Here is a 19,802-nt window from a genome sequence, read left to right as displayed (position 1 = left end):
GCCGCGGGGTGGTTCGCGGCCCGGCTCGCGGGGCGGTTCTCGGCCCGGTTCCGCGCGCGCCTCGCGGACCGGGTCGGTGGGGCTCCGTCCCGTACTCCGGGCCGGTGGGGTTCGTCAGTTCACGCCGCGGCCGAGGCCGTCCCAGTACGGCTCGCGGAGCTTGAACTTCTGGATCTTGCCGGTGGCGGTGCGCGGGATGTCCTGGCGGAACTCCACGCTCGTCGGCGCCTTGTAGCCCGCCATCCGCTCCTTGCAGTGCGCGATGATCTCCGCCTCCGAGACCGTCGCGCCGGCCGCGGTGACGACGAGCGCCTTGATCGTCTCGCCCCACTTCTCGTCCGGGACGCCGATCACGGCCACCTCGGCGACCGCCGGGTGACGGAAGATCACGTCCTCGACCTCGATCGACGAGACGTTCTCGCCGCCGGTGATGATGACGTCCTTCTTCCGGTCCGAGATCGTCAGGTGCCCGTCCGTCTCGTCGAAGGTGCCGCCGTCGCCGGTGTGGAACCAGCCGTCCTCCAGGGCGGCCGCGCTCTCCTCGGGCTTGTCCCAGTAGCCGGCGAGGACCGTGTTGGAACGGGCCAGCACCTCGCCCGTGCCGGAGAGCTCCATCTTCACGCCGAGCGCGGGCAGCCCGGCCCGGGACAGCTTCCGGGCCCGCTCCTCCGCGGGCAGGCGCGCGTCCTGCGGGCGGAGGCGGTTGAAGGTCAGCAGCGGCGAGGTCTCCGTCAGACCGTAGATCTGGGTGAACTCCCAGCCCAGCTCCTCCTCGACCCGCTGGATCAGCCGGCTCGGCGGCGGCGCGCCCGCGCACACGATCCGCACCCGGTCGCGGCCCGGCACCGGGCCGTCCCAGTCGGCCGCCGCGTCCACGACCGCCTTCCACACGGCGGGCGCCCCGCACATCAGGGTGACGCCGTGCTCGTCGACCCGGCGCAGGATCTCCGCGCCGTCGACCTTCCGCAGCACCACCTGCTTCACGCCCAGCCCGGCCATCACGTACGGCATGCCCCAGCCGTTGCAGTGGAACATCGGCAGCGTGTGCAGGTAGACGTCCCGCTCCCACACCCGCGTGTGCAGGCCGAAGGTCAGGCCGTTGACCCAGATGTTGCGGTGCGTCAGCTGCACGCCCTTGGGGCGGGCCGTCGTGCCGGAGGTGTAGTTGATCGTCGCCGTCGCGTCCTCGTCGGGCGCCGACCACGGGCGCGGTTCGACCCCGAACCGCATGAGGCCGGTGTCCGTCGCCTCCCCCAGCACGAAGCGGTGCCGCGTCCTCACCCCCGCGAGGGCCGCGTCGAGCTCGGGGTCGACGAGCAGCACCGACGCACCGCTCTGCTCCACGACGTACGCGACCTCCTCCGGCTTCAGCCGGAAGTTGACCGGTACGCAGATCCGCCCGCTCATCGGCAGCGCGAACAGCAGCTCCAGGAGGCGGGCCGAGTTGTGGCTCGCCACCGCCACCCGCTCGCCCTCCCGCACGCCCAGCGCGTCGAACCCGGCCTGCCAGGCCCGCACCCGCTCGGCGAAGGTCCCGTAGGTGGTCGTGGGAACGGCCCTCGCCGGCTGATCCGGCTCGTCCACCACCGCCGGGCCGTCGCGGAAGCCGAGCTCCGCCCGCTCCAGGAAGTCGGTGATCGTCATCGGTACACGCATCGGTGTCGCCTCTTCGCAGATAGGGGCCGGTCCCCCGGGCGTCGCCGCCGTGGGATGCCGACCGATTGACCCGAACGCCTAACGCGCCATCCAAACAGAGGAACCGGCCCCCGTCAGGACGGTTCCGGCCCGGCCCGCGTGGTGGAGGTGGCCGTCCTCGTCACGGGTGGCGAGGACGCCGGTCCGGTAGTGGCCGCCGGCCATGGCCCCGGCCGTCCGCTCCGGGTCGCCGTGGTAACCGGTCATCAGTCCCACCGGGTTGCCGGCCAGGTCGAGGCGGATCTCGCCCGCCTCCGCGTCCGGGAGTCCGGTCCCGGGGTCGACCAGGGTGACGGCGCACCCGGGGGCGGGGCGGCCGAGGGAGCCCGGCCTGGACGGCGAGCCGGGGCTGTCGGACAGCAGGACGGTGGTCTCGCTCTGTCCGAAGCCACCCCGCAGGGGCACGCCCCAGGCGCGCCCGACCGCCTCCGCGACCTCCCGGTCCGGCGGCTCCCCGCCGGCCACGGCCGTCACCTCGCGTGGCGGGGCGGCGGGCCGCCCGAGACCGGCCCGGACGAGCCGCCGCCACACGGCGGGCGGGGCGGAGACGGACGTGACGCGGTACCGGTCGACGAGGGCGGTCAGCCCGGCGGCGTGGAGGCCCGGGGCGGCGCGGACCAGCACCGTCGCCTCGGCGTTCCAGGCGGCGAAGAGGGTGGACCAGGCGTGCTCGGCCCGGCCGGGCGGGGCGATGTCGAGGTGCACGTCGCCGGGGAGCAGCCCCATCCCGTACATCGTCGACAGATGCCCCACGGGGAGGGAGGTGTGGGAGTGTTCGACGAGCTCGGCGCGGCCGACGGCGCCGGCAGTGCCGGTGGTGCCTGTAGTGCCGGTGGTGCCTGTAGTGCCGGTGGTGCCTGTAGTGCCTGCGGTGCCTGCGGTGCCTGCGGTGCCTGTAGTGCCTGTAGTGCCTGTGGTGCCTGTGGTGAAGCAGAGCATCAGGGTGTCGTGGGCGAGGGTGACGCCGTCCGGCTCGAAGGCCTCCGGCTCGCGGGCGGACAGCTCGTACCCCAGCCAGTCCACCCCGTCGCCGCCGATCGAGACGCGGGTGTAGTCACCGGGTACGCCGGCGAAGAGCCCGGTGCACGAGGAGCGGACGACGACGTGCCGGGCCCGGCTGCGCGCCATCCGCTCGCGGAGTCCCGCGGGGTCGAGGCACGGGGGGACGGGGACGACGACGGCCCGCAGCTTCATCGCGGCGAGGGCCGTCTCCCACAGCTCGGGCTGGTCGCCCAGCATCACGACGATCCGGTCCCCGGCGCGGACGCCCTGTCCGCGCAGCCAGTTCGCCACCTGGTTGGACCGGGCGGACAGTTCGGCGAAGCTCGTCCTCGTCTCCGTGCCGTCCTCCCGGACGAGGTGGAGGGCGGTGCGGTCGTTGCCCTCGGCGATGACGTCGAACCACTCCAGCGCCCAGTTGAACCGGTCGGGGCGGGGCGGCACGAAGCCGGCGTAGGCGGCCTCGTACTCCTCGCGGTACCGGATCAGGAAGTCCCGGGCGGTCCGGAACTCCTCGGTGGCGCCGGAAGCCGTCATGCGTCCTCCTCGTTGCGGGACGGGGTCCGCCCATCGTGTAATCGGTCCCCCGGGTCCCACTACCCCCGTTCGGGGGTGAAGGAAGGGTGTTCCTGCGTGTCCGAGCGGATCGAAGAGGCGGAGCTGCGCGCCGCGCTGGTACGGCTGCGGCGCGGCAGCGGGCTGCCCGTGGTCTTCGGCGGCCTCGTACCGGACGGCGGCCGGCCGCTGCGGATCGCCGAACTGCACGGGGCGGTCACCCCGGCGCTCCAGGGTCTGGTGGTCTCCCCCGGAAACGGCCTGGGCGGCAAGTGCCTGGCGCTGGCCCGCCCGTGCGCGGTCACCGACTATCCGGTGGCCCGGCACATCACCCACGAGTACGACCTGCCGGTGTCGGCGGAGGGCCTGCGCTCGGTGATCGCGGTGCCGGTGGTGGTCCGGCGGCAGGTCCGCGGGGTGCTGTACGGGGCGCTGCGGGACGCGCTGCCGCTCGGCGAGCGGGTCTTCGACGCGGCGATGACGGCGGCCCGCGACGTGGAGCAGGCGCTCGTGGTGCGCGACGAGCTGAGCCGCCGGTTCGGGACGGCGGAGCCCCCGCGCCCCGCCGCCGGGCCCGGCCCGGCGTGGGAGGAGGTCCGGCACGCCTACGGCGAGCTGCGTGCCCTCGCCCCGCAGGTCACGGACGAGGAGGTGCGGGCCCGGCTGCTCGCCGTCTGCGGCCGCCTGGAGACGGCCGCCGGCGCCTCGGCGCCGCTGCCGGGGGTGGCCCTGACGCCGCGCGAGACGGACGTCCTGGCGGCGGTCGCCTCCGGCGCGACGAACGCGACGGCGGCCCGCCGCCTCGGCCTGCGCCCCGAGACGGTCAAGGGCTACCTGCGCTCGGCCATGCGCAAGCTCGGCGCGCACACCCGCCTGGAAGCAGTGGTGGCGGCCCGCCGCGCGGGCGCGCTGCCGTAGCGGCGGGGGTGCCCCGCCGGTGACGGAAGCCGCGTCGCCGGGCGGACGCGCCCGCGCGGGACGACGGACCGCCGCCCGCGGCCGGCGCGTTGCCGCCCACACGGGAGCGGTGCCGCCGGAGACGGGCGCGCCGCCGCCCACACGGGAGCGGTACTGCTCCGGAGACGGGCCGCCGCCCGCGGCCGGCGCGCTGCCGTGGCCGCGCTCACTCCGTGCGGAAGGCGAGGTCGTACGCGTCCCCCTCGGGCGCCGTGAGGCGCAGGATCCGTTCGGCCTCGTCCGTCAGGGCCGCCCGGTCGGCGCGCGTGAGCCGCGCGAAGGGCTCGACGGTCAGGGTCGTACGCCCCCTGGCCTCCTCCAGGAACCAGAGGCCGGCGAGGAGCCCGTCGAGGAGGAAGACCCGGTGGGGCTGGTTGCCGGTCCAGGTGCGCCCCTTCAGCTCGGCGGGGACGATCCGGGTCCGGTCGGCGTGCGAGAGGAGCAGGTTGTCGTACTCGGGCAGGAGGCGCGGCGGGGCCGGCGTGTCCGCGTCGGGCCGGGGCGCGTCGGGCAGGTCGAAGAGCTCGGTGCCCTGCTCGTCGCGCAGGACGAGGAGCCGGGACCGCAGCCGCTCGAAGGCGGGCCGCAGCCGGGTGAGCCCGCACCAGGTCTGCATGTCCTTGACGGACGCGGGCCCGAAGGCACCGAGGTACCGCAGCACGGTCTCGTCGATCCCGGCCGCCTCCTCGTCGCCCCCGCCGAACCACTCCCGGGTGGTGGTCAGCGCCACCTGCCCGCTGCGCCGCCACAGCCCGCGCGGAGTGACCTGCACCATCGGCAGCAGACAGCGCGCGGCCACCGTGAGCGCCTGCGGATCCGCGTCCGGCCACTCCCGCAGCAGCCGCTCCCGCAGCTCCCTGACCGTCCGGGCCCGCTCCTCGACGTACGCGGTCGCCACGGCGACGAGCCGGTCGAGGTCGACGCCGACGAGCCCCTTCCGGAACCCCCGCAGCTCCCGCTCGACGGCCCCCGCCTGGACGAGCCGCCGCAGGCCGACGGCGTCCCGGGCGGTGTGGGTGTGCACGGTCGACCGCAGGGAGACGATCCGCGCGACCGCCCGCGACTCCATCAGCCCGGAGAGCTCCTCGGTCCGGAACCCGCCGAGCCGCGCGGCGAGGGCGTAGTACGGGGGCTTGGTGTTCTGCGCCTGGAGCCCCACCAGATGCCGCACGGCCTCCTCGACCCCGAGCTCCGAGGGCCGGAGCAGCAGCTGACGGGCGAGGGTCGCACGACCCAGGGCACGGCGCGAGAGGGTGGGAAGGGAGTCCATGCGGGGACGCTACAGGCCGAAGAGGACAGTTCCCGTCCTCCATGGCCGGAGGGGGCGAGGCCCGGCGAGGTCAGGTCAGGCCAGGTCATGGGGACGAGGTGCGGGGGCCGGGAGCAGGCGGGGGGACGAGCCCGGCGGCACCATTCCCACCCATATATCCTGATGACCGTCTCCACCCCCGCCGAGATCGGGAAGGGTTCGGAGGGCCCGGCAGCAGTCGACGGAGGTACGCATCGTGTCCGACCGCCACCCCCGCGCGGCCCGGCGCCGCGGGCCGGAGCCCGCGCGGGCCCCCGTGGCCCCGGAGCCCTCCGCCGAGGGCCCGAGCGTGATCCAGGCGACCCTGTACCGGGAGGGCCGCAAGGTGTCGTCTCCGGCGACGCTGGCGGAGACGTACCGGCAGCTGCGGGAACACCCGGACGGCATGGCGTGGATCGGTCTGCACCGCCCGACCGAGGACGAACTGCACTCGCTGGCCGCCGAGTTCGACCTCCACGAGCTCGCCGTCGAGGACGCCCTGGAGGCCCACCAGCGCCCGAAGCTGGAACGGTACGGCGACACCCTCTTCGTCGTCCTGCGCGCGGCCCGCTACCTGGACGCGCAGGAGGAGGTCGACTTCGGCGAGCTGCACGTCTTCGTGGGCCCCGACTTCCTCATCTCCGTCCGGCACGGCGCGGCCCCGGACCTGTCGGCGGTCCGCCGCCGCATGGAGGAGAACCCCGACCTGCTCGCCCTCGGCCCGGAGGCCGTCCTCTACGCCATCCTGGACGCGGTCGTGGACGGCTACGCCCCGGTCGTCGCCGGCGTCCAGAACGACGTCGACGAGATCGAGACCGAGGTCTTCGGCGGCGACCCGGCCGTCTCCCGCCGCATCTACGAACTCTCCCGCGAGATGGTCGAGTTCCAGCGCGCCACCCGCCCCCTCGTCGGCATGCTCCACGGCCTGATGGCCGGCTTCGCGAAGTACGGCACCGACGAGGAGCTCCAGCGCTACCTCCGCGACGTCGCCGACCACGTCACCCACACCAGCGAACGCGTCGACGGCTTCCGCCAGGCCCTCACGGAGATCCTCACGGTCAACGCGACCCTGGTCACCCAGCAACAGAACGCGGAGATGCGCGCGTTGGCGGAGGCCGGTTTCGAACAGAACGAGGAGATCAAGAAGATCTCCTCGTGGGCCGCCATCCTCTTCGCCCCCACCCTGGTCGGAACGATCTACGGCATGAACTTCGACAACATGCCGGAGCTGCACTGGGCGGGCGGGTATCCGTTCGCGGTGCTGCTGATGGCGGTGGTGTGCACCAGCCTGTACGTGATCTTCAAGAGGAGGGACTGGCTGTAGCCGCTCGGGGCGGCGCCCGGCGCAGTCGCCGTCGGCCGCGCTCCGCGGGAACAGGCCATTCGGCGCGTCCCGCGTTCTCGCGGCACGGCGTCCATCCGCGAGGCGTCGGCGCAGGCCAGGGATCCGGGCGGGTGGGCGGACACGCACGCGAGCGTGGCCGACTCGCCCCCTTGCCCCCTTGCCCCCTTGCCCCCTTGCCCCCTTGCCCCCTTGCCCCCTTGCCCCCGACCGATCATGACGATGCATCAGATTCCGTCGGTGATCGACGCTACAACCGATCCGGGGGTCCGCACGGTGCGGGCCGACGGGGAGGGATGCACCATGCCGAAGGTTCCGGACGGGTACGTGCGCGTACGGACCCACCTCCGCCGCAAGGCGGGACCCAGGTCCGCCAAGGGGCTGAGCGCGTGGACCGTGGCCGGCCTGTGCGCGGTGGCGTGGCTCTGGGGCCAGGTCTTCGGGTTCGGTGACGACTCCGCCGCACAGCGGCCCGCGCCGAAACCCACCGCCTCCACCGCACCGGCGGGCGGAGAGTGACGCCCCGCCCACGGCCCCGGCGGAAGATCCGGTGGCGGCCGCGCGGCACCGCGGACATCCTGGGCGCGGCAGCCGTGGTCCTCGCGCTCACGGTCGCCCTGGCGCAGGCCACGGCACACCTGGCCACCAGGGCCGCCGCGTCCTGGCCCCTGCCGGCTCTGGCCGTCCTCGCAGGCGCCGCCGCCCTGGCCGGCCTCCGCGTACGGGACCGCCTCCGGCGTCGTGCGGACGGCGAGCGCCTGGCACGCCTGCGCCTCACTCTGCCGGAGCTGGACGCCATGGGCGACCAGGAGTTCGAGTACGCGCTGCGCGACCTCCTCGTCCGCGACGGCTGGACGGCCAGGCAGGTGGGCGGCGGCGGGGACCAGGCCGCGGACGTGATCGGCGTCCGGACGCCCCTCGGGCGGATCGTGGTGCAGGCGAAGCACACCCGCGTCGGCGGCAAGGGTCGGCTCATCGGTGATGTACCAGGTGAAGGGCACCGCAGGTCCCGCCCACGGGGCGGACCACGCGGTCGTCGTCACCAACGGCGCGTTCACGCGCGACGCCATGGCCTGGGGCGACCGCCACGGCGTGCGCTGGGTGGACCGCGACCGGCTGCGCCGCTGGGCCCACGAGGGCGAAGCACTGCACGAACTGCTCGGACTCCCGGCCGGCCGCTCCCGCCTGCCCTGGCGTCGAACGGCCTGAGACGCGACGCTCGTCGCCCCGCGGATCCGCCTTCGCCCTCGGGTCAGCCGACGACCCAGGCGAGGGCCTCGTCCCGCGCGGCGAGGGGGAAGGTCTTCGTCTCGCCGGGGGTCATCCAGCCGAAGAGCGAGGTGACGTGGGCCATCCAGTCGAGGTCGGTGACCAGGGCGATGCGCTTCCAGGCGCGCAGGTGCTCGACGCCGACCTTGAGGTCCTCCCACAGCGCGCCCCCGGTCATGCCGTCGAAGTCGGTCACGACGAGCAGGAAGCGGACCTCGCCCGCCGCGGCCGCCTCCGTCAGGGCGGGCAGCACCGTGTCCCGGTAGTCCTCGGCGGAGATCTTCCCGGACGCCTCGAATCCGACGACGCCGTTCGGCAGGTTCTCCAGTCGGCTGATCACAAGGGGCTCCCGATGGCGGAGGGCGGCTTCCGGTCCCGCCCAGCCTTTCCGGCGGGTTCCGGGGGCACCACACGTGGCCCTCCGTTCGAGTGACTTCGAGTGATTTCGAGTGAGGAGGGGCGCGGCCACGACGAGGCCGCGGCCGCGCAGGCAGGCCGGGTGGTTCGACGGTCTCGCGCGCGAGACCGTCGAAGAGGTCGAAGAGGTCGAAGAGGCCGAAGAGGCCGAAGAGGCCGAAGAGGCCGAAGAGGCCGTCCGGGCAGGCGGGCGCCTCCCGCAGGGCGATCAGGATCCGACAGCGGACCGGATCGCCCGGCGCCCGGCCGAAGCGGGCACCCACGGTCCTGCCGGCCGGCCACCCGCCTGCCTGCCTGCCTGCACGCCACCCCGCCGGACGGCCGCCGCGTCACTCGTCTCCCGCAATGCCCGGACGCTCCTGCCGGAGCAACCGGGTGATCCCGGCGTGCCGGGGTCGGGAGGCCTCCCGGGCGGCCGTCCCGCCTGGTGCGATGGGTGCGGACCAGAGCGTCGGCCTGCCGGAGGCCCGTGGCACGAGCCCGTGGCGGGCCGGGGGAGCGGCGGGGCGGCCGACCAGCCGATCTCCCGGGGTGGCCAGTACATGACCATGATCCTCACCGTCGTCATCATCGCCACGGCGCTCGCCGTCGGCCTGATCGCCAACCAGGTCCGGCGCCGCCGCCGCCGCGCGGCCGGCGGGGGCGGCGGCGAGGAGGCGTCCGTCAGCGACCTGGTCAGCCCCCTGGAGACCCTCGCCGTCCTCCTCGTCGCCTTCGTCATCGTCCTGGCGGCCGAGTCGTTCGGCGCCGCCGCCACCGCCGTCGAGGCCGAGGCGGGGCGGGTGGACCAGCTGTACGAGGTCGCCGACTACGCCCCCGAGCCGCAGCGCGAACGCCTCCAGGCCTCCGCCGTCTGCTACGCGCGTGCCATCCAGGCCGCGGAATGGCCGCTCATGACCGAGGGCGGCGAGAAGTCCCCCGTCGCGTCCGTGTGGTCCAGCGGCTTCCGCACGCACTTCAAGGAGCTCGCCCACCGGGACGACCCGACCTTCGACCTCCTCGTCGAGGCCGACGACGAGCGCTCCAAGGCCCGGCAGACCCGCATCTCCGAGGCGAGCCCGGCCATCCCCCCGTCCGTCTACTGGTTCATGGTCGTCGCCCTGGCCGCCACCGTCGGGGCCTTCGCCTTCGGCCTCCCCCACGACCGCGGGCCCTCCCACATCGCCCTCCTGTGCGTGCTCGCCGTGCTGTTCACCGGCTCGCTGCTCCTGATCGAGGACATCGACACGCCGTTCTCCGGCCAGATCAAGATCACCAGCGAGACGATGGCGCAGACCGCCGAGGACATCTCCGAGGACTACGCCACGGACCACCCCGGCCGCCCCCTGCCGTGCGACGCGGCCGGGAACCGGACCACATGACGAGTCGCCCCATCACCCTTCCGGAATACCCCAGGGGGGTATATGGTTGTGATCATCGTCCAGAGCGGACGGCGCGCGCCACGGCGCATCGACCTGGGGAGGCACACCATGAACGACCACGGCGGACACGCAGCCCACGCGGCCCACGGAGCCCACGCCGGACACGGAGCCCACGCCGGACACGGCGGGGCGCAGCCCGGCGGGCTGGCGGTCTCGGTGGACGGGTACACCCTCGACGTCGACGCGACGATCCTCGCCGCCGGTACGCGGCAGCACGTCGGGTTCCGGGTGCTCGGGCCCGACGGGCTGCCGGTGACCGAGTTCGTCGCCGAGCACGAGAAGGAGCTGCACTTCATCGCCGTCCGGCGGGACACGGCCGGGTTCCAGCACGTGCACCCGGTGCGGGACGAGAAGGGCGCCTGGAGCACCGAGCTGGACCTGGAGCCCGGGGACTGGCGGTTCTTCGCCGACATCCACCCGGCCGGCCACGACGGCACCCTGACGCTGGGGATCGACGTCGCGGTCGCCGGAGCGTACGCCCCGCGGCCGCTCCCCGAGGCCGCCCGTACCGCCCTGATCGGCGCGTACGCCGTCACCCTCGACGGCGCGCTCGTGCCCGGCGAGGCGAGCGAGCTGACCCTCACCGTCAGCCGGGACGACCGCCCCGTCACCGACCTGGAGCCCTACCTGGCCGCCTACGGGCACCTCGTGGCCCTGCGCGTCGGCGACCTGGGCTACCTCCACGTCCACCCGGAGGGCCACCCCGGCGACGGGGTCACCGCGCCCGGGCCCGGGATCACCTTCATGGCGGTCGCGCCCTCGGCCGGCACCTACCGCCTCTACCTGGACTTCCAGCACGACGGCGTCGTCCGCACCGCCGAGTTCACGGTGCACACGACGGACGCCGCTCCCGCGCAGGGCGACCCGCACCACGGGCACGACCACGCGCACCACGCACATCACGCCCACCACTGACCGTCGTCCCGCGACCCCCCAGAAGGAGCGTCATGAGCCGCCGCCCCGTCCGATGCCGCCGCACCCCGAAGAGCGATCCCCATGCCTGAGAACTCCCCCGCCTGTATCCGCGGGGCACGGCCCCCGCCCCGGGGCCGCGCCCCGCCGCATGGACACGGAAGGAACCCGCCATGCGCCTGTTCGCCCTCCGCGACTACCGCCGTCTGTTCGGCGCCCAGGTCATCGCCCTGTTCGGCACCGGGCTGACCACGGTGGCCCTCGGCCTCCTCGCCTACGACCTCGCCGGTCCCGACGCCGGCGCGGTGCTCAGCACCGCCCTGACCGTCAAGATGGTCATGTACGTGATCATCGCCCCGCTGGCCGCCGCGTACGTCGACCGGCTGCCCCGCAGGACCTTCCTCTTCCTCCTCGACGTCGTCCGCGGCGCGGTGGTCCTGGCCCTGCCGCTCGTCACCGAGGTCTGGCAGGTCTACGTGCTGATCGGCCTGCTCCAGGCGGCCTCCGCGGCGTTCACCCCGACGTTCCAGGCCGTCATCCCCGACATCGTCACCGACGAGTCCGCCTACACGCGCGCCCTGTCCGCCTCCCAGGTGGCGTCCACCATGGAGAGCCTGCTGAGCCCCGTGCTCGCGGCGGTCGCCCTGACGTTCCTGAGCTTCGACCGCCTGTTCCTGGGCACCTCCGCCGGATTCCTGCTCTCCGCCGCGCTCGTCCTGTCGACGCGTATCCCCGACGCCCGCCCCAGCGGCCGCACCAGGGCGTGGGACAAGGCGACGGCCGGGATCGGGACCTTCCTCGGGACGCCACGGCTGCGCGGCGTCATGGCGCTCAACCTCGTGGTCGCGGCGGCCGGTTCGATCGTCGTCGTCAACACCGTCAACCACGTGCGCGACGTGCTCGGCGGCACGCAGTCGGACGTCGCCTGGATGCTCGCCGCCTCCGGCACCGGCACCCTCCTGGCCGCCCTCGTCCTGCCCCGCGTCCTCGACCGGGTCGCCGCCCGCACCGTCATGACGGCCGGCGCCGGGGTCCTCGTGGCCGGCACGACCGCCGCCGCCGCGCTGACCGCGACCGGTCTCCTCACCCGGACCGCCACGGCCGTCGTCTGGAGCGCGATCGGCGTCGGCATGGCCCTGGTCATCACACCGACCGGCAAGGTCCTGCGCGCCTCCGTGGCGCGGAACGCGATCCCCGAGGCGTTCGCCGCCCAGTTCTCCCTGTCGCACCTGGCCTGGCTGATCACCTATCCCCTCGCGGGGTGGCTCGGCACCACCGCCGGCTTCGCCGTCACCTGGTCCGTCCTCGCGGTCCTCGCCGGGGCGGGGGCGGCCGGCGCCCTCCTCCTCTGGCCGCGCCACGAAGGACGAGGCGGCACCCCGGCCGGCCTCACGGCGCCCGACCGGGACCGGTCCACCCTCGTCAAGGCCGCCTGACGCGCAAGGGCCGGGGCCGGACTCGTGGAGTCCGGCCCCGGCCGTGTGCGTGTCAGGCGCGGGCGAGGGCCGCGGCGCCGAAGGAGACGTCGAAGCGGTCGCACCAGATGCTGACGCTCGGGTACGCCGACCAGTCGACGCCGGCGGGCAGCGGGTAGTTCTGGTCGCCCTTGTTGCCCTTCAGCTTGGCGAGGTCGACGTACTTGCCGTCGTCGAAGACGAACCAGCCCGCCTTGCCCTCCTTCACGGGCGCGTCGCTCAGCAGGACGTGCAGGTCGGGGCCGTTGCTGGTGTCCAGGCCTTCCAGGCGGAGGGTGTGGGTGCCGTCCGCGAGGCGGACGATCTTCACGGTGCCGGTGGTGTCGTGCTCGTGGCTGATGAAGCCGCCCTGCGCGACGGTCACCGGACCCGCCGGGGACGGCGCCCCCGCCGCCGGTTCACCCGAAGCCGAGGTCGTCGCCGTCGCCGTCGCCGTCACGGCCGGCAGCGCCTCGTTCACCGTCTCGTCCACCCACAGTGCCCAGGGCTTGAACCACACGAGTCCGGCCACCGCCACCACCAGGCCGGCGACGGCCACCGCGGCCCACCGCCGCCTCCTCGTGACGCGCTCCATGCCGTCTCCCCCTTCCCCCTCGTTCCGGTCGACCGTCGTTCCGGTTCACCGTCGTTCCGGTGCAGGGTACGCGCCGCGTCCGGCCGCCGGCGCGAAGCGGTGCCGGAGGTTGACCGCCGCCGCCCTGGCCACCGACACCGGGTTGAGGAAGCCGAGCGGGCCGATGAGCCGGGCGGAGAAGAGGTACATGTGGCGGGCGGCGCCCTCGTCCCGGGCGGCCGCCGAGAACATCAGGCGTTCCATCGGGTTGAAGGGGCGGGAGCGGGCGAAGTCGACGGCGATCCGCTGGTGGGGCCGGAGCCGGCGCCGGTGGGTGCGGGCGTAGTGCGCGAGGGAGCGGTCGAGGTCGCCGCGGCCGGCCGCGGCGGGGGCGGCGGCCTCGGCCAGCCAGTGCGCGGTCTGGAACGCCCAGCCGCAGCCGGTGCCCCACAGGGGGTCGCCGGTCAGGGCGGCGTCGCCGACGAGGGCGATGCCGGGGGCGGTGGGCTCGCGGGTGAGCAGCGGGTGGTCGACCATGCCGATGATCTTCGAGACGCGTTCGGCGGAGTCGAGGGGCGGCGCCTCGGGCAGGGCCCGGACGAAGGCCTCGAAGGCGCCCTCCAGGTCCTCGCGGAAGGCGGGGAGGCGCTTCTTGTCGGGGACGACGGCGAGGACCGTGATGCCGTCGTCGTTGGGGAACGAGTACGCCATGTCGGGTTCGAGGAACCAGGTCTGGCCGATGCCGCCGGGCAGCGGGAGGTCGCGGTAGTGGGCGAGGTAGCCGAAGCGGCCGTTCTCGTGCCGCCGGGTGGGGATCCCGGCGAGCCGGGCGACGGCCGAGTCCTTGCCGTCGGCGCCGACCACCAGGCGGGCCCGCAGCTCCCGCTCGCCGCCGTCCGCGGTGGCGGCCCGCACGCCGGCGGTCCGGCCGCCCTCCTGGAGCAGCCCGGTCACCTTGTGGCCGGGGAGCAGGTCGACGCCGGGGGTCGCCGCCGCGCGGGACCTGAGGAGCGGGTCGAGGGTGGAGCGGCGGACGTTGTACGCGTACGGGAGCTCGGGTCCGCCGGGCGCCGCCTTCGGCGTGATCCACCCCCAACGGGTGTACCAGCGCGCTTCGTTGCGTACCGCTCCGGCCTTCTCCAGGTCCGGTACGAGGCCCAGCTCGTCGAGGACCGGATAGGCGCAGGCGGTGATGGCGTGGGTGCAGAGCACCTTGTACGCCTCCGGGTCCGAGCGGCGCTCCAGGAGCGCGACCCGGGCCCCGCGGCGCGCGAACAGGATCGCGGCGGTGCAGCCGGCGAGGCTGGCCCCCACGACGACGACGTCGTAGTCGCCTCCGTCCACGCGCCGTTCCGATGCCGTGTGCCGTTCCGATGTGCGCCGTTCCGATGCCGTGCGCCGTTCCGATGCCGTGGTCTCGGGCTCGCCCATGCGCTGATCGCCCCCTGAATCGGTGAAGGTCCCCAGTCCTGTCAGGGGCATGACCTCACTGTCAAGAGGGGCGGCCCGCGGGTGCGCGGGCCCGGTCGCCCGGCACCGGAACGGCCCGGGTCAGCCGAGCGTCCAGCGCTGGCGGGTGGTCCCGGTGTCCGGCTGCTGGGTGACCTGGGCTCCGTTGCCCGAGGAGGCGGTGGTCAGGAGGAGGCCGCTGCGGACGGAGGCGAGGGTGGTGGTGCCGTCGGGGAGCGTCGTGAGGGTCCAGCGCTGGTTGGCGCCGCCGTGGCAGGTCCACTGGATGACCCGGGCGCCGGCGGCGGTGGAACCGCCCTCGATGTCCGCGCACTTGCCGGAGGAGAGGTTGCGCAGCTCGTGGCCGCCGTCGGCGTGCGGGGTGAGCGTCCACTTCTGGTTGGCGCCGCCGTTCGGCGTCCAGGTGACGAGCCCGGTGCCGTTCGCGGTGCTGCTGTCGGGGTTGTCGAGGGCCTTGCCGCCGGTGGTGAGGGTGACCTTCCGGGGGGCGTCGCCGACCGGGGTGAGGGTGAGGGCCTGCTCGGCCGCCGTCCGGCCGCCGCCGACCGGGCTGCCGCTGGTGTCGGTCCAGCTGCGGGCCGGGGTGGTCTCGGCGGCGCGGGTCGCGGTGGCGGAGAGTCCGAGGACGAGCCCGCTGTGCCGGTTGACGAGCTTGTACGTGCCGGTGGGGGTGTTGTCGGCGGCGGAGGCGCCGGGGAGGACGAACCAGTCCTGGCCGGTGCCGGAGGCGGCCGCCGTGACCGTGGGTCTCGTGCCCCACGCGCGCGTGGCGGCGCCGTTCGAGGCGACCCCGAGGAGACCGCCGGTGGCGGCGTTGGCGATGCGGTAGGAGCCGTCGCCCTTGGCGGTGAAGGTCCAGTGCTCCAGGGCCGAGCCGGTGGCGGCCGCCGTGGACGTGGCGGCGGTGCCGCCGGACACCTGGGCGAGGACCCGGCCGCCGCCGGCGGCGATCCGGTAGGCGCGGCCGGTGTCGACGGGCGCCGCGGGCTGGTCGGTGCCGATGCTCAGGTCGACGTACTCGCCGCTGGCGCCGCCGGAGCAGCCGAAGGAGCAGTAGGCGCGGAAGTCCTTGCCGACGATGCCGGAGGAGGTGCGGTTGCCCGCGTCGAGGAACCAGCGGTACCAGGACGCGGTCCGGTAGCTGCCGGTGTCGCCGAGCCGGAACCACTTCTGGGTCGTCAGGTCGGCGGTGGCGTACAGCTCCTGGGGGGCGTTGCCGCTCTGGTCGACGGCCTGCGGCTCGCCGATGTAGAGGCCGAGGTGGGCGTTGTAGGTGATGTCCATGACGAAGAGCGGGGAGGTCGCGGGCGTCAGGCCCGCGGCGACCTGCTGGGCGACGGTGCCGGCGTTGGCGGGGTCGTACTCGTCGGCGGTCGGCACGTAGCCGGTGGTGCCGCCCGCGCCGACCGGGACCATGGTGGACTCCCGGCCGCCGACGCCGGGCTGGGTCCAGGCGCCGTCGTACCACTTGCGCCAGGAGCCGGGCGCCATCTTCCCGGAGATCGGGGCGCGGGCGACGTGCCCGTAGAACGCGGCCCAGCCGCCGCCCTTGTTGACGATCCGGGAGCCGTAGAAGGCGTAGAAGTAGCCGGAGGCGGTGTCGACGAAGAGCCGGGGGTCGCCGGTGCCGTAGTGGTAGGTCTGCTGCGGGAAGGCGGCGGTGTCGCCGCGCCGCGTGCTGTACGGCGAGGTGATGACGTGGTCCTTGACGGTCCACGTCCGGCCCTGGTCCTCGGAGACGGCGTAGTCGATGCCGTCGTAGTGGATGCCGTCCGCGAAGGGCTGCGGGGTGAACTCGTTGTGGACGAGGCCGTACCAGTCGCCGGTGTCCGGGTCGACCCACATCCCGGTCAGGTCGCAGTAGTTGCGGTGGGCGTAGCCGCTGCCGGCGGGGGCCGGGGTGGACTCGACGCCGGTGACGCTGTTGTTGCAGCGCCAGGTGGTGTCGTTGTTGCGGTCGGCGGAGTTCGCCGGGTTCACCGCGTCGCTGATCGCGGACGAGCGGGTGGCGGAGTCGAAGTCGGTGCCGGTGTAGAAGGTCCACTTGCGGGGGTCGGTCGCCCCGTAGAGGGCGTGCGCCTGCTGGTAGTAGAAGGTGCCGTCCTTGTCGACGTAGGGACTGGCGGGGGTGTCGTCGGGCCGGTTCCAGGTGCCCTTGGCACCGACGGTGACGGTGTAGGTGGCGGTCGCGGAGTACGGCGCGGGGGCGGGGGCGGGTTCGGACGTCGAGGCGGGGGTGGGGGCGGGGGCGGCGAGGGCCGCGCCGCCGGACACGGCGAGGGCCGCCGCGACGAGCGTGCTCACGAATCTGGTGCGCGGAAGGTGCACGAGTACTCCCTGGGTGGAGGAGTCGGGCCGCTGACGGCTCGGACCCTAGGGCGCATTTGACCGGTAAAACAAGAGCCCTGCGCGGGACGACTCGCTTTCTCCACAAGGGAGTTGACCGAGCGGCGGACGCGCGGGACGCGGCGCCGACGCCTTGACCGCAGGTGGGGGCCCGGTTACGTTGCGAGCCGGGCGGGAGCGACGGGCGGGGCGGGGGCGACGGGCGTCATGGTCACCATGCAGGACGTGGCGGAGCGGGCGGGCGTCACCAAGCAGACCGTCTCCAATGTCGTCACCGGGCGGGTGGCGGTGCGCCCGGCCACGGAGGCCCGCGTCCGCGCCGCGATCGACGAGCTCGGTTACGTACCGAATCTGGTGGCCCGCTCGCTCGCCACCGGCAGCAGCCGCACCGTCGGGCTCTTCGTGCCGACCGTCTCGGTGCCGTTCTACGCGGACGTGGTCGAGGAGGTCGAGGACGCGCTGGAGGAGCGGGGCCACCGGCTGCTCCTGTGCACCACCCGCCTCGACGGGGAGCGGGCGCGGCGCCATCTGGCGGCGCTCGCCAGCCGCTCCGTCGACGCCCTCCTGATCGCCGGCGACCAGGACCTCACCGGTCATCTGCCGCTCCTCGCGGACGCCCGCTTCCCGGTGGTGCTCTGCGCCTGGGAGGCCGCGCTGCCGGCCGGCTTCCCGGTCGTCACGGTCGACTACGAGCACGGCGGCCACCTCGCGGGCCGGCACCTGCGGGCGCTCGGGCACGAGCGGGCGCTGGTGCTCGCCAGCCCCGCGCACACCGTCCGCGCCGCCGGATTCCGGCGGGCCTTCCGCGAGGACGGCGTCGAGCTGCCCGACGACGCGGTCCGGACGGCGACGGAGCCCACCTTCCGGGGCGGCTTCGACGCCGCGCTCGACGCCCTGCGGGACCGCCCCGACACCACGGCCGTCTTCGCCACCCACGACGTCCTCGCGGTCGCCGCCGTGGAGGCCGCCCGCTCGCTCGGCCGCACGGTCCCCGACGACCTGTCCGTGGTCGCCCACGACGACACCCCCGCCGGGCTGCTCTCCGGTACGGCCCTGACCAGCGTCACCCTCCCCAAGCGGGCCATGGCCCGGCAGGCCGTCGACCTCGCCCTCGCCCCGGCCGCCCCCGGCACCGCCGTCTCCCGCCTCCTCCTCCCCACGCTCACCCCGGGCGAGAGCACCGCCCCGGTGTCCTGACGCCCCCCGGCCCGGCGTCAGGCCGCGGTGGTACGCCCCGTGGCGGGGCACTCGTCGCCGTACCCCTCGTCGCCGTAGCCCTTCGGCTCACAGGGGTCCGGGCCCGGACCCGGCTCGTCGCCCCGCTCGTTGTCCAGGGTGACGAAGACGGACTCCTGCTCGGCACTCACCACGTACGGCCCGCTGAACGGTTCCGCCGGCAGCGGGTACCCGTCGGGGGCCGCGGTCTCCCGCAGGTAGTACGTCCCGTGGTCGAGGTCCGTGAAGCCGCACATCCCGGCGAAACCGGTGGTGCAGGGCGCGCCGACCAGGGTGTCGCGACCGGCGCCGGCGGTCTGCGGCCCGGGGACGCCGTTCGTCTCCTCCCACAGCTCGAAGACGGCGCCGCCGAGCGGCATCCCGCTCTCCGCGTCGGTCTTGACGAGGTTCAGGGAGCCGCTCCCCGGCGGGATCGGCGTACGGGAGTTGGCGGCCCGCACGGTGACGCCCGCGGACGCGTTCGCCTCCGTCAGCACCAGCGGGCCGAAGACCGGGTCGGCCGGCAGGTCGTACCCGTCCGGCGCCCGCGTCTCCTGCCAGTAGTACGTCCCCGTCTCCACCGTCCGCTCGCACTCACCCTCCGCACCGGTCACGCACGGCGTGCCGACCGCGGTGTCCGGGTCGTCACCACCGGTCTGGAGGCCGTCGACGCCGTTCGTCTCCTCCCACAGACGGAACGTCGCACCCGGCAGCGGGTCCCCGCTCTCCGCGTCCGTCTTGAGGACCGTCACGTCACCGGTGACGACCTGGGGGGTGTCGCAGTCCGGGAGGTCTCCGGTGAACGGGTAGGCGTGGAACTCCTGGCCGCCGCTCTCGCCGAGGCTCGTGTGGGTGAGGGAGCCGGTGGTGAGGAAGCGGCCGTTGATGCCGGGGAGGCTGACGGTCGTGGTGGACGCCTGGTTGCCGATGAGGAAGCTGCCCTGGAACTGGCCGGTGCCGGAGAGGGTGACCTCGGTGGCGTCGGGGAAGTTCCACAGCAGCCGCTCGCGGTAGGCGTTGAGCGGGTCGTCGTTGTCGGCGATGCCGCCGCTGTAGGTGTGGAGGGTCCGGGCGGGGCCGCCGGTGACGTTGACGAGGATCGTCGCGTCGGCGGGGATGCCGGCGAAGACGATGCCCTGCTGGCCGCCGTTCGCGGCGACCAGGTCGAAGCCGACGTCGAAGACCTGCAGCGCGGAGCTGCCGTCGCCGGTGAAGAGGGTCCGGCCGCCCTCGTTGACGGCCGTGCCGGTGGGCGTGCGCGGGGCGCCGTCCACCCGCGCGTAGCACTGGCTCGCGGCCGTCAGCTCGTCCCGCAGGGCGGTGTAGGGGGCGGTGGCGTCGTCGTCCTGTTCGAGAGGGGCCTGGACCAGGCCGGTCACGGTGCCCGCGTGGCGTACGACCCCGGCCTCGGCCAGCACCCGCTGCTCCGCGGCGACGGTGATGTCGCCGCCGGTGGTGAGCCAGTCCCCGTCCTCGGAGGGCGCCACCTTCGAGCCGACGCCGACCTCGCCGATGTTGTAGACGCCGGGCGCGGCCTTGTTCATGTCGAAGTCGTCGAGGACGACGACGCGGCCCTCGGCCTCGGCGGCCCGGCCCCTGACCAGGTAGTCGGCGCCGACGTAGATGTTGATCGCGTCGTCGCGGCCCTTGACCGCGCCGTTGTCGATCGGGGGGAAGGGACTCGGGCAGCCCGGCGGATCGCCGTCGACGCAGGGGCCGAGGCCCCCCGGGAGGGTCGCGGCGGCCGCCGGCGCGGCGGCCGGGCCGAGGACCAGGGCGGGGACCGACGCGAGCGCCAGGGCGCAGGCGAGGCCGGTCGTCCCGGCGCGCCGCCGGCGGAGCGCCGGGCGGCGGGGCGTGAGCAGTGTCATGCGGGGAGTCTCGGAGG

The 19,802-nt window shown here is 74.4% G+C and carries 15 protein-coding genes and 2 pseudogenes; 8 read left to right on the top strand and 9 right to left on the bottom strand.

The features are described 5' to 3' along the window. Positions 1-114: 114 nt before the first annotated feature. Complete coding sequence (locus tag AB0E19_RS19620) at positions 115-1,656, bottom strand: AMP-binding protein (protein ID WP_362181373.1); 1,542 nt, start codon at positions 1,654-1,656, stop codon at positions 115-117. Positions 1,657-1,734: 78 nt separating this feature from the next. Continuing rightward, positions 1,735-3,231, bottom strand: coding sequence for an AMP-binding protein (locus AB0E19_RS19615; RefSeq protein ID WP_362181370.1), 1,497 nt, complete (start codon positions 3,229-3,231; stop codon positions 1,735-1,737). A gap of 96 nt (positions 3,232-3,327) precedes the next feature. Between AB0E19_RS19615 and AB0E19_RS19610 the strand changes: the two genes are divergently transcribed. Beyond that, complete coding sequence (locus tag AB0E19_RS19610) at positions 3,328-4,167, top strand: helix-turn-helix transcriptional regulator (RefSeq protein ID WP_362181367.1); 840 nt, start codon at positions 3,328-3,330, stop codon at positions 4,165-4,167. Between the two features lie 205 nt (positions 4,168-4,372). On the opposite strand, the gene AB0E19_RS19605 is transcribed toward AB0E19_RS19610, so the two are convergent. Continuing rightward, complete coding sequence (locus AB0E19_RS19605) at positions 4,373-5,476, bottom strand: winged helix DNA-binding domain-containing protein (protein ID WP_362181364.1); 1,104 nt, start codon at positions 5,474-5,476, stop codon at positions 4,373-4,375. A 235-nt stretch (positions 5,477-5,711) separates the two neighbouring features. Between AB0E19_RS19605 and AB0E19_RS19600 the strand changes: the two genes are divergently transcribed. The 3 genes and pseudogenes from AB0E19_RS19600 (at position 5,712) to AB0E19_RS19590 (ending at position 8,045) form a co-directional block, all read left to right on the top strand. Then, positions 5,712-6,818, top strand: a complete 1,107-nt coding sequence (locus AB0E19_RS19600; protein ID WP_362181362.1) for a magnesium and cobalt transport protein CorA — start codon at positions 5,712-5,714, stop codon at positions 6,816-6,818. 321 nt (positions 6,819-7,139) lie between these two features. Further along, entirely contained in the window at positions 7,140-7,355 is a 216-nt protein-coding gene (locus AB0E19_RS19595) for a hypothetical protein (protein WP_362181359.1), read from the top strand. Positions 7,356-7,411: 56 nt separating this feature from the next. Beyond that, positions 7,412-8,045 (top strand): annotated as a pseudogene (locus tag AB0E19_RS19590) (restriction endonuclease). Positions 8,046-8,088: 43 nt separating this feature from the next. Here the strand turns inward: AB0E19_RS19590 and AB0E19_RS19585 are convergent. Next, entirely contained in the window at positions 8,089-8,445 is a 357-nt protein-coding gene (locus AB0E19_RS19585) for an STAS/SEC14 domain-containing protein (RefSeq protein ID WP_362181851.1), read from the bottom strand. Between the two features lie 126 nt (positions 8,446-8,571). Beyond that, positions 8,572-8,785, bottom strand: a pseudogene (locus AB0E19_RS19580) (hypothetical protein); the annotation flags it as partial. 279 nt (positions 8,786-9,064) lie between these two features. Between AB0E19_RS19580 and AB0E19_RS19575 the strand changes: the two are divergent. From AB0E19_RS19575 to AB0E19_RS19565, 3 genes are all read left to right on the top strand, one after another. Next, complete coding sequence (locus tag AB0E19_RS19575) at positions 9,065-9,883, top strand: hypothetical protein (RefSeq protein WP_362181356.1); 819 nt, start codon at positions 9,065-9,067, stop codon at positions 9,881-9,883. Between the two features lie 108 nt (positions 9,884-9,991). Beyond that, positions 9,992-10,858, top strand: coding sequence for a hypothetical protein (locus tag AB0E19_RS19570; protein ID WP_362181353.1), 867 nt, complete (start codon positions 9,992-9,994; stop codon positions 10,856-10,858). A gap of 170 nt (positions 10,859-11,028) precedes the next feature. Further along, on the top strand, positions 11,029-12,291 hold the full coding sequence (locus AB0E19_RS19565; protein ID WP_362181350.1) for an MFS transporter: 1,263 nt from the start codon (positions 11,029-11,031) through the stop codon (positions 12,289-12,291). 52 nt (positions 12,292-12,343) lie between these two features. On the opposite strand, the gene AB0E19_RS19560 is transcribed toward AB0E19_RS19565, so the two are convergent. From AB0E19_RS19560 to AB0E19_RS19550, 3 genes are all read right to left on the bottom strand, one after another. Then, the gene (locus AB0E19_RS19560) at positions 12,344-12,904 is read right to left on the bottom strand and encodes a DM13 domain-containing protein (protein WP_362181347.1); all 561 of its coding nucleotides are present in this window, start codon (positions 12,902-12,904) and stop codon (positions 12,344-12,346) included. A 45-nt stretch (positions 12,905-12,949) separates the two neighbouring features. After that, complete coding sequence (locus tag AB0E19_RS19555; protein WP_362181345.1) at positions 12,950-14,227, bottom strand: NAD(P)/FAD-dependent oxidoreductase; 1,278 nt, start codon at positions 14,225-14,227, stop codon at positions 12,950-12,952. 207 nt (positions 14,228-14,434) lie between these two features. After that, complete coding sequence (locus tag AB0E19_RS19550) at positions 14,435-16,657, bottom strand: RICIN domain-containing protein (protein WP_362181342.1); 2,223 nt, start codon at positions 16,655-16,657, stop codon at positions 14,435-14,437. Between the two features lie 249 nt (positions 16,658-16,906). Between AB0E19_RS19550 and AB0E19_RS19545 the strand changes: the two genes are divergently transcribed. Then, the gene (locus AB0E19_RS19545) at positions 16,907-17,896 is read left to right on the top strand and encodes a LacI family DNA-binding transcriptional regulator (RefSeq protein ID WP_362181339.1); all 990 of its coding nucleotides are present in this window, start codon (positions 16,907-16,909) and stop codon (positions 17,894-17,896) included. A gap of 17 nt (positions 17,897-17,913) precedes the next feature. Here AB0E19_RS19545 and AB0E19_RS19540 read toward each other — a convergent pair whose 3' ends face one another. Beyond that, positions 17,914-19,785 (bottom strand): choice-of-anchor A family protein, encoded by a 1,872-nt coding sequence (locus tag AB0E19_RS19540; protein WP_362181336.1) that lies wholly within the window; start codon positions 19,783-19,785, stop codon positions 17,914-17,916. Positions 19,786-19,802: the final 17 nt, after the last annotated feature.

This window comes from Streptomyces sp. NPDC047974 (genome assembly GCF_040653375.1).
In the GTDB taxonomy this organism is placed as follows: Bacteria; Actinomycetota; Actinomycetes; order Streptomycetales; family Streptomycetaceae; genus Streptomyces.
The sequence above is the reverse complement of the archived record's forward strand: the minus strand, read 5'-3'. Positions and strand labels throughout refer to the sequence as shown.